Source organism: Aromatoleum sp. (genome assembly GCF_032027225.1).
Lineage (GTDB): Bacteria > Pseudomonadota > Gammaproteobacteria > Burkholderiales > Rhodocyclaceae > Aromatoleum.
On record NZ_JAVSMM010000006.1, the window covers coordinates 209,343 to 219,025 of the forward strand.

The following is a 9,683-nucleotide window of genomic DNA, read 5'->3' on the forward strand; positions in this document are numbered from 1 at the left end:
CGGACTCTACCCGGACGCGCCTCGGCGCGAATAGCGGATCCCTCCCTCCATGACCGATCGCGCTGACGCGAACTACCGTCATCGAGGCCCCGGACCGGTCGGCGATGGACGCAGACTTCCCCCGACGAAGGCCCTGCGTTATCACCGGCGATCCCTTCGACCGACGCGACAGGAGCAAACGCGATGAACGACGCCCTCCGTATCTTCGCCTGCAACTCGAATCGCCCGCTCGCCGAGGAAATCTGCGGGCGGCTCGGCATGCGGCTCAGTCCCCTCGACATCTCGCGCTTCTCCAACGACAACCTGCGCGTGCAGGTGCTCGACAACGTGCGCGAGCGCGACGTGTTCGTGATCCAGTCCTTCACCGAGCCGGTCAGCGAACACATCATGGAGTTGCTGATCACGCTCGACGCTTTGAGAAGCGCCTCGGCCCGGCGCGTCACCGCGGTGATCCCGTACTACTCGTACGCGCGCTCGGACAAGAAGGACGCGCCGCGGATCTCGATCACCGGCCGGCTGATCGCCGACATGCTCGCGACCGCCGGGGCGAACCGCGTGCTGACGATGGACCTGCACGCCGACCAGGTGCATGGCTTCTTCAGCATCCCGGTCGACCACCTGACCGCGGTCCCGACGATCGCCGAGCATTTCCGGCAGAAACACGACCTGTCGCGGATGGTCGCCGTCGCGACCGACGCAGGCGGCGCGAAACGCGTCGGGCGCTTCTCCGAGCGCCTCGGCATCCCGATGGCGATCATCGACAAGCGCCGCGTCAGCGACACCGACGTCAAGCAGGGCCGCGTCGTCGGCGAAGTCGCCGGGCGCGACGCGGTGATCTTCGAGGACGAAATCTCGACCGGCGGCACGCTGCTCGCGACGATCGACACGCTGCGCGCAGCCGGCGTGCGCTCGATCCACGCCGGCGCCGCGCACGGGGTGCTGTGCGGCCCCGCGATCGACCGGCTGCGCGATGCGCCGATCGAATCGATCGTCGTCACGAACACCGTCCATATGCCGCCGCGCAAGCACCTGCCGAAGATCACGCAGCTGACCGTCGCCCCGCTGTTCGCCGCCACGATCGAGCGCATCCACTCGGGCGAGAGCGTCGGCGCGCTGTTCGAGTAGCGGTCCCCGCTCAGATCGGGCGGTTCGCGGCGATCCAGGCGTCGTAGCCGCCCTTGAGCGGGCGTACGGCGACAAATCCGAGCTCGTTCAACACGCGCGCGGCACGCACCGCAGTCGCATCCGCAGGGCATGCGCACATCGTCACGACGGGCCGCTCGTGCGGCCAGTCGCCCACTGCGTCCAACAGCTTTTCGACGTCCGCCGCGCGCGCCCCGGCGATCGGGCCCGTCTCGGCAACCATCGCCGCACTGCGCAGGTCGAGCAGCAGCGGCGGCGTCTCGGACGCCAGCGCTTCCATCAACTCCAGCGGCGTGACATGCGGGATGGCGGCGAGCTTCTCGAAGCGGTAGCGCTGCCACAGCTTCCACGCCAGCCAGCCCGCGACTGCCCCCGCGACGACGACGATCACCGTCGTGCCCTGACGGCTCATCACTGCAAGCGCCTCCTGCAACTCGTCGCGCAACCACCAGCCCGCGAGGATCGCCCCGCCCGCCCACAGCGCGGCACCGGCGCCCGCCGCCAGCAGGAAACCGGGCAGCGGCATGCGCAGCGAGCCGGCGATCGGCGGCGCTACGGTCGAAAAGCCCGGTACGAACTTCGCGACGACCAGCGACCACAGGCCCCAGCGCATGAAGCGCGCCTCGGTCTGGGTCACGCAGGACGCCGGATTGATCGACAGCCGGCACAGGCTGGACAGCACGCGATAGCCGAACTGGCGTCCGGAGAGGTACCACAGCCAGTCCGCAACGACCGACGCAAGCACCGCCGCGGCGAGCATCGCGCCCACCTGGCCGAAACCCGCCGCGAGGCTGCCGGCGACGAGCAGCGTCGGCACGGCCGGCACCGGCAGGCCCACCTGTTGCAACAGCACGTTGACGAACACGACCGATACCGCATCACGCTGGATCGATTCGGCGATCTGGCTGAGATCCATCTTCCCGCCCCGCACGTCGCCGCCGGGAGCCCCAAATGAGCAGAGCCACGATTCTCTCGCGAAAATCGTGGCTCCGCGCAGCGGCGGTAACGCCGGCTCAGCGTTCCGGCTCGCCCTTCAGTCCGCGCACGAAGGCCTTGCTTCCGTCGCGGACCGTGCGGCCGACGGTGACGCCCGCTTCGCGCACGTGGTACCAGCTCACGACCGCCGCGTCGCGCACCGATCGCCCGACCGTCCGTCCGGCCTGTGCCGCGCCGTGGCCGATCTCCCTGCCCGTCTCGCCGACTTCGGCGCCGAAGTCGCGCGCGCGGGCGCCGGCTTCATGGGCCGCGTCCGCCGCGGGCGAGCGGCGGCCGAGCGGGTCGGTTGCGGCCGAGCGGCTTTCGAATCCCTCTGCCGGCGCGGCGCGGTGATCGAATTCCCCGACCGCGCCCCCGTTGCCGCGAATTTCCACGGCCCCGGCCGGCGCGCAGACGGCCGCAGCCGACACGGCCGCGGCGACGAGCAGCGAGCGCCCGACCGGGCTACACGGTTTCGCAGTTGTTCTTCTTCGACTCATCACGCAACTCCTGTTCGTTCCGGCCCCGAAGGCTTTGCCGCCGCCGGAGTCTCGCGATCGGAGCGTAGCGCGCGGATACCCCGGGTTGGGTAAGAAGGCGTAAGCGGTCCGCCTGCCTCATCCGGCGATCACTGCAGCGGCGCGAGCCAGCGCGCCGCCTCGTCGACGGTCCTGCCGGTCCGTGCCGCCCAATCCTCGAGCTGGTCGCGGCCGATCTTCGGGATCGCGAAATAGCGTGCGTCGGGATGCGCGAGGTAGAAGCCGCTGACCGCCGCCGCGGGCGCCATCGCGAACGACTCGGTCAGCGTCATGCCGGCGTTGCGGGGCGCGTCGAGGAGTTCGAAGAGCCCGCCTTTCGCGGTGTGATCCGGGCACGCGGGGTAGCCCGGCGCGGGGCGGATGCCGCGGTAGGTCTCTCGGATCAGCGCGTCGTTGTCGAGCGCCTCGTCGGCGGCGTAGCCCCAGAACTCCTTCCGCACGCGCGCATGCAACCACTCCGCGCAGGCTTCGGCGAGGCGGTCGGCGAGGCTCTTCAGCATGATCGCGTGATAGTCGTCGTGCGCGTCCTGGAACTGCGCGAGCTTCCTCTCGATGCCCAGGCCGGCCGTGACGGCGAACGCGCCCGCATAGTCGGAGACGCCAGAATCCTTCGGCGCGACGAAATCCGCGAGGCAATAGTGCGGTTTGCCGCTCGGCCGCTCGTGCTGCTGGCGCAGGCCGTGCCAAACCATCAGCGCTGCCGAGCGCGTCTCGTCACCGTAGAACGCGATGTCGTCGCCGATGCTGTTCGCCGGGAAGAGCCCGAACACCGCGCGGGCTTCGAGCCAGCCGTCGGCGACGATCTGCGCGAGCATCCTCTTGCCGTCCGCGAACACGTTGCGCGCGGCTTCGCCGACGATCTCGTCGTCGAGGATCTTGGGATAGCTGCCGGCGAGATCCCAGGTCTGGAAGAACGGGCCCCAGTCGATGAACGGGACGAGATCGGCGAGCCGCACGTCGAGCGCGTGCACACCGAGGACGTTCGGCTTCGACGGCACATAGGGCCGGTACCCGGCCTGGTGACTGTTGCTGCACGCGGCGACCGGGTCGGCGGTCCAATCGGTGCGGAACGCATTCGCGCGCGCCACTTCGAGGCTCACGAGCTGCACCCCCTTCTTGTTCGCGTGCTGCGCGCGGATCTTGTCGTAATCCGCGGCGAGCTGCGCCTTGAATGCCTCTGCACCGCCTTCGGACAGCAGCGCGGTGACGACGCCGACCGCACGCGACGCGTCCGGTACATAGACGACCGGGCCGGTGTAGTGCGGCGCGATCTTGATCGCGGTGTGCGCGCGGCTCGTCGTCGCGCCGCCGATCAAAAGCGGCAGCGGCGCCTCGCCGGCGAAGCCCTGGCGCTGCATCTCGGCCGCGACGTGGCTCATCTCTTCGAGCGACGGCGTGATCAGGCCGGACAGACCGATCGCCTGCGCGCCGTGCTCGCGCGCGGCGTTGAGGATCTTCTCGGCCGGCACCATCACGCCGAGGTCGATGACTTCGTAGCCGTTGCAGCCGAGCACGACGCCGACGATGTTCTTGCCGATGTCGTGCACGTCGCCCTTCACCGTCGCGACGACGATGCGGCCTTTCGACGTCGCGCCGGTGCGCAGCTTCTCGGCCTCGATGAACGGGATCAGGTGCGCGACCGCCTGCTTCATCACGCGCGCGGATTTGACGACCTGCGGCAAGAACATCTTGCCCGCGCCGAAGAGGTCGCCGACGACGTTCATGCCGGCCATCAGCGGTCCTTCGATGACCGCGAGCGGCGGCCTGCCCTCGGCTTCGAGCCGCGCCCGCACTTCCTCGGTATCGGCGACGACGAAGTCGGTGATGCCTTTCACGAGCGCATGCGACAGCCGTTCCTCGACCGGCAGCGCGCGCCACGCGAGATCCGGTCCGGCGCTCTTCGAAGAGCCTTCCTTGACGCTCTGCGCCGCTTCGACAAGCACCTCGCCGGCACCCGGCCTGCGGTTCAGCACCACGTCCTCGACCTTTTCGCGCAGCGCCGGATCGAGCTCGTCATAGACGCCGAGCTGGCCGGCGTTGACGATGCCCATCGACAGCCCGGAACGGATCGCGTGGTACAGGAACACGGTGTGGATCGCTTCGCGCACCGGATCGTTGCCACGGAAGCTGAAACTGACGTTCGACACGCCGCCGGAGGTCTTCGCGAAAGGCAGGTTCTGCCGGATCCACGCAATCGCGTTGATGAAATCGACCGCGTAGTTGTCGTGCTCCTCGATGCCGGTCGCGATCGCGAAGATGTTCGGGTCGAAGATGATGTCCTCGGGCGGAAAGCCGATGCCGGTAAGCAGGTCGTAGGCGCGCTTGCAGATCTCGGTCTTGCGCGCGTAGGTGTCTGCCTGGCCCTGCTCGTCGAACGCCATCACGATCACCGCCGCGCCGTACTGCCGGCACAGCCGCGCCTGGCGCAGGAACTCGGCTTCGCCTTCCTTCATCGAGATCGAATTGACGACGCCCTTGCCCTGGATGCACTTGAGGCCCGCCTCGATGACGCTCCACTTCGACGAATCGAGCATGATCGGCACGCGCGAGATGTCCGGCTCGGACGCGATGAGCTTGCAGAAGCGCTCCATCGCGGCCTGCGAGTCGAGCATCGCCTCGTCCATGTTGATGTCGATGACCTGCGCACCGTTATCGACCTGCTGGCGCGCGACCGCGAGCGCGTCGTCGAAGCGGCCCTCGAGGATCATCCGCGCGAAGGCCTTCGAGCCGGTCACGTTGGTGCGCTCGCCGACGTTTACGAACAGGCTGTCGGCACCGACGTTGAAGGGCTCGAGACCCGACAGGCGCAGCTTCTTCTCGACTTCGGGCACGGCCCGGGGCGCAACGTCGGCAACCGCCTGCGCAATCGCGCCGATGTGTGCCGGCGTCGTGCCGCAGCAGCCGCCGACGATGTTGACGAGGCCGGCTTGGGCCCACTCGCGGATCGCGGCGGCGAGCGCTTCCGGGGTCTCGTCGTAGCCGGTCGGCGACAGCGGGTTCGGCAGGCCGGCGTTCGGGTGTGCGGAGACGTTCGTGTCGCAGACGTGCGACAGGTCTTCGACGTACTGACGCAATTCCTTCGCGCCGAGCGCGCAGTTCAGGCCAAACGAGATCGGCTGCGCGTGCGCGAGCGAGTTCCAGAAGGCTTCCGCGGTCTGGCCGGACAAGGTGCGGCCCGACGCGTCGGTGATCGTGCCGGAGACCATCACCGGAACCCGCCGCCCGATCTCGCCGAAGAGCTTCTCGATCGCGAACACCGCGGCCTTCGCGTTGAGCGTGTCGAAGATCGTCTCGATCAGCAGCAGGTCCGCGCCGCCGTCGAGCAACCCGCGCGCCGAATCGTGGTAGTCGTCGACGAGCGCGTCGAACGTGATGTTGCGGAAGCCGGGGTCGTTCACGTCCGGCGAGATCGACAGCGTGCGCGAGGTCGGTCCGAGCACGCCGGCGCAAAAGCGCGGCTTGTCGGGGGTCTTCGCGGTGTATTCGTCGCACAGCGCACGCACCAGGCGGGCGCCTTCGACGTTGATTTCGTACGCGAGCTCGGCGAGCCCGTACTCGGCCTGCGACACGCGCGTGCCGTTGAAGGTATTGGTCTCGATGATGTCCGCGCCGGCTTCGAGATAGGCGCGGTGAATGCCCGCGACGATCGCGGGCCGCGTCAGCACCAGCAGGTCGTTGTTGCCCTTGAGGTCCTTCGGATGCGCCTTGAAGCGCTCGCCGCGGTAGTCCGACTCGGTCAGCTGGTGCTGCTGGATCATCGTCCCCATCGCGCCGTCGAGAATCAGGATGCGGCGGGCGAGAAGGTCGCGAATTTCTTGGCTGCGGTCGGCTTGCATGGTCTACCTCGGTCGTTCGGTTCAGGCACCGGAGGAGGCCGCAAGAGCGCGCAAAAGCGAACGGCGCGGCAAACCCCCGGGGTGGTTTGCGAGCGCCGTTGTTCGGTTGCCGAGCCTGGCCCGCAATTCATCGGGTCGCAGCGCTCCTCGGCAAGAGGGCAATTCTAGGGAATCCGTAGCGGCGTGCCAAGGCGAAAGACGCGCGCAGCGCGGCAGCGATCCGGCTCACAACGGTCTCGCAATTCGACCAGCATGAACATGCGCAAGCGCCGCATTCCGGCACATCCTGTTTGACATATGTCTATGTCGTATTGAAAATGCCGCCTCCTTCCCTCGCGCGCTTTCTTCATGGGATCTTCCATCCTCGCCGACCTGCGGACCGTGGGTGCCGCAGTCTTCGGCCACGATCGTCGGCTGCTCGAGTTGCGCCTCGCCGAATCCGCCGGCGTCGACCCCGACCTCCTGCTGCCCTTGTCGATTCGCGGCGAAGAGCGGCTCTCGGCGTGCTTCCGTTACGAACTCGACTGCCTCAGTCCCGATGCGTTCGTCGAACTGAAATGCCTGTTCGGTCAGCCGATCGAAGTCGCGCTGCGGCTCGCCGACGGCGGGGTACGGCTTCTGACCGGCCTCGTGACCGAGGCCCGCGCGCTCGGGGCGGACGGCGGATTCGGGCACTATCAGCTCAAAATCGAACCCGCGCTCGCCGCCCTCGCACACCGCAGCAACAGCCGTGCGTTCAGCGACAAGAGCGTGCCGGAAATCGTCGCGTCGATCCTCGACGAACATCTCGTGGCCAGCGCCGTGCTCGCGGCGAGCTTCAACTACGAACTCCGCCTCGACCGGAGCTACCCGAAGCGGTCGTACTGCCTGCAATACCGCGAGAGCGACCTCGCATTCATCGAGCGCCTGCTCTTCGAGGAAGGGATCGTCTACCGCCACATCCACGGCCCCGACAGCAGCACCTCCGTGCAGGCGGGGGTCGGGACCGAGGTGCCGCTGCATACGCTCGTGCTGTGCGACGCGGGTTACACGCCGCCGCAAGGTCACGCTGCCGCAATCCGCTTTCACCGCACCGATGGCACCGAAAGCGAGGACGCGATCGACCGTTGGGAGGGCATGCGCCAGCTCGCCGCCGGCCGGTCGAGCCTCGCTTCCTACGATTACAAGACCGTCGACGTCTATCGCGGCTCCCGTGAGCAGCGGATCAGTCATGGCGAGGGCGGGGCCGAACTCACCGCCACGCTCGAAAGCTACGATCCGCAGGGTCCGTACTACGGGCGCAACCGGGACGAGATCGAGCACTACGCCCACCTGCGGCAGCAGGCGCGCGATCTGGCGAACAAGACATTTCGCGGCGCCGGAAGCGCCCGCGCGCTCGAAGTCGGCACCTGGTTCGAGCTGCAGGACCATCCGGAGCACGACCAGGACGATCTCGAGGACCGGCAATTCCTCGTCACCGGCCTGACTTTCAAGGCACACAACAACCTGCTGCCGGAGGAGCGCGAACGCCTGCGCGCGGCGGCAGACCCGGACGGTGCTACTACCGAAAACAGCCCCCCGTACCGCAACACACTCACTGCCGTGCGTCGCCACATTCCGGTCGTGCCGGAATACGAGAAGACGCGGCACCAGAAACCCACCGCCCCCGCCGCGACGACCGCAATCGTCGTCGGCCCTGCCGACGAAGAGATCTTCACGGACGAGCACGGGCGCATCAAGGTGCAGTTCCACTGGCAACGCAAAGAGGACCACGTGGCCGGCGGCGCGGATTTCGACGACCGTTCGTCGACGTGGGTGCGCGTCGCGGTGCCGAGCGCGGGCGCCGAGTGGGGCTCGCAATACATTCCGCGCGTGGGCCAGGAGTGCGCGGTCACGTTCCTCGAAGGCGACATCGACCGGCCGCTCGTCACCGGCATCGTCCATAACGGCACCCATCGCCCGCCGACGTTTTCGGGGGTCGGCGAGCTGCCTGCGAACAAGACGCTGTCGGGGCACAAATCGAAGGAACACAAGGGCCGGCGCTTCAACGAACTGCTCTTCGACGACACGACCGGCGAGATCCGCGCGAAGCTGTCGTCCGAACACGGCAAGACCCAGCTCAACCAGGGATATCTGGTGCACCCGCGCAGCAACGGGCGCGCGGAGCCACGCGGCGAAGGCTTCGAGCTGCGCACCGACGAAGCGGGCGCGCTGCGCGCGGCCAAGGGGCTGCTGCTGACCGCCTGGCACCGCCTCGACGCCGCCGGCGCGCAGCTTTCGCGCGACGAAACGCTGTCACTGATGGAGACCTGCCTCGATCTGTTCAAGCAGTTCGGGGGGTACGCCACCGAGCACCAGGCGCTGCCGGTGGACAGCGCGCCGCAGGCAGAACTCCGGGACGCCTTCCGCAACTGGGAGCACGGCAGCAACACCGCGTCCGGCACGGCGCAGGCGGGCGGCGCACCGGTGATCGGAGTCAGCGCGCCGGCCGGCCTCTCCTTCACGACGCCGGAATCGTCACTCAGCTACGCCGGCAAGAACCTCGATCAGGTCGCGCAGCAGCATCTGCAGCTCACCGCGGGCCAGCGCTTCAACCTGAACGCGGGCCGCGGGATTTCGCTCTTCTCCCACGCGGACGGTCTCAAGGCGATCGCGCATCACGACAAGCTCCAGTTGCAGAGTCAGCATGGCGACACCGAGATCGCCGCGAGCGACAACATCAAGCTGACCGCAAGTCGCGGCAAGACTCTCGCGTTCGCGCACGACGAAATCCTGCTCGCCGTCGAAGGCGGCGCGGGCCTGCGGCTCAAGGGCGCCGACATCGAATTGATCTGCCCGGGCCGTTTCAGCGTGAAAGCCGCGACGCACAGCTTCGAGGGGGCGGGATCGATCGGCACCGACCTGTCGCGCTTCGGGGAAGGCGAGCTCGGCCGCAAGTTCCGGCTGATCCGCCCGACCGACGGAGGTCCGCTGGCCAACCTCCCTTACCGGATCACACTCGCCGACGGCAGCCTCCGGGAAGGCACGACGAACGCCGCCGGCGAGACCGAACTGCTGGAGAGCGACCGCTTCGACATCGCCCGAGTCGAATTCGGCTTGCCGCGCGAGGCCTGAACGCCAATGACCTTCTCCCGACCCCTTGCCCAAGCCCAGGCGCTGCTGCAGCCGGCGAAGGACTGCCACGAGGCGGCTGCGCCGCTCGCGCTGCCGG

The 9,683-nt window shown here is 68.1% G+C and carries 5 protein-coding genes and 1 riboswitch; of the genes, 2 read left to right on the forward strand and 3 right to left on the reverse strand.

Annotated features, from left to right (window positions below; all coding sequences use genetic code 11):
* Positions 1 to 183 precede the first annotated feature (183 nt).
* Complete coding sequence (locus ROZ37_RS09495) at positions 184 to 1,125, forward strand: ribose-phosphate pyrophosphokinase (RefSeq protein ID WP_312659086.1); 942 nt, start codon at positions 184 to 186, stop codon at positions 1,123 to 1,125.
* 10 nt (positions 1,126 to 1,135) lie between these two features.
* Here the strand turns inward: ROZ37_RS09495 and ROZ37_RS09500 are convergent, their stop codons facing one another.
* From ROZ37_RS09500 to metH, 3 genes are all read right to left on the reverse strand, one after another.
* Positions 1,136 to 2,059 carry a VTT domain-containing protein gene (locus ROZ37_RS09500; protein WP_312659087.1) on the reverse strand — a complete coding sequence of 308 codons (924 nt, stop codon included), beginning with the start codon at positions 2,057 to 2,059 and terminating at the stop codon, positions 1,136 to 1,138.
* A gap of 97 nt (positions 2,060 to 2,156) precedes the next feature.
* On the reverse strand, positions 2,157 to 2,618 hold the full coding sequence (locus ROZ37_RS09505; protein WP_312659088.1) for a hypothetical protein: 462 nt from the start codon (positions 2,616 to 2,618) through the stop codon (positions 2,157 to 2,159).
* A gap of 128 nt (positions 2,619 to 2,746) precedes the next feature.
* Positions 2,747 to 6,493, reverse strand: coding sequence for a methionine synthase (metH, locus tag ROZ37_RS09510; protein ID WP_312659089.1), 3,747 nt, complete (start codon positions 6,491 to 6,493; stop codon positions 2,747 to 2,749).
* A gap of 83 nt (positions 6,494 to 6,576) precedes the next feature.
* Positions 6,577 to 6,648, reverse strand: a riboswitch (S-adenosyl-L-homocysteine riboswitch).
* Positions 6,649 to 6,841: 193 nt separating this feature from the next.
* Between metH and ROZ37_RS09515 the strand changes: the two genes are divergently transcribed.
* Complete coding sequence (locus ROZ37_RS09515; RefSeq protein WP_312659090.1) at positions 6,842 to 9,586, forward strand: type VI secretion system Vgr family protein; 2,745 nt, start codon at positions 6,842 to 6,844, stop codon at positions 9,584 to 9,586.
* Positions 9,587 to 9,683 lie beyond the last annotated feature (97 nt).

Bases quoted from the DNA above. Each gene is read 5' to 3' on its own strand.
- ROZ37_RS09495 (WP_312659086.1), top strand. From the start codon at position 184: ATGAACGACGCCCTCCGTATCTTCGCCTGCAACTCGAATCGCCCGCTC.
- metH (WP_312659089.1), bottom strand. From the start codon at position 6,493: ATGCAAGCCGACCGCAGCCAAGAAATTCGCGACCTTCTCGCCCGCCGC.
- ROZ37_RS09500 (WP_312659087.1), bottom strand. From the start codon at position 2,059: ATGGATCTCAGCCAGATCGCCGAATCGATCCAGCGTGATGCGGTATCG.
- ROZ37_RS09515 (WP_312659090.1), top strand. From the start codon at position 6,842: ATGGGATCTTCCATCCTCGCCGACCTGCGGACCGTGGGTGCCGCAGTC.
- ROZ37_RS09505 (WP_312659088.1), bottom strand. From the start codon at position 2,618: ATGAGTCGAAGAAGAACAACTGCGAAACCGTGTAGCCCGGTCGGGCGC.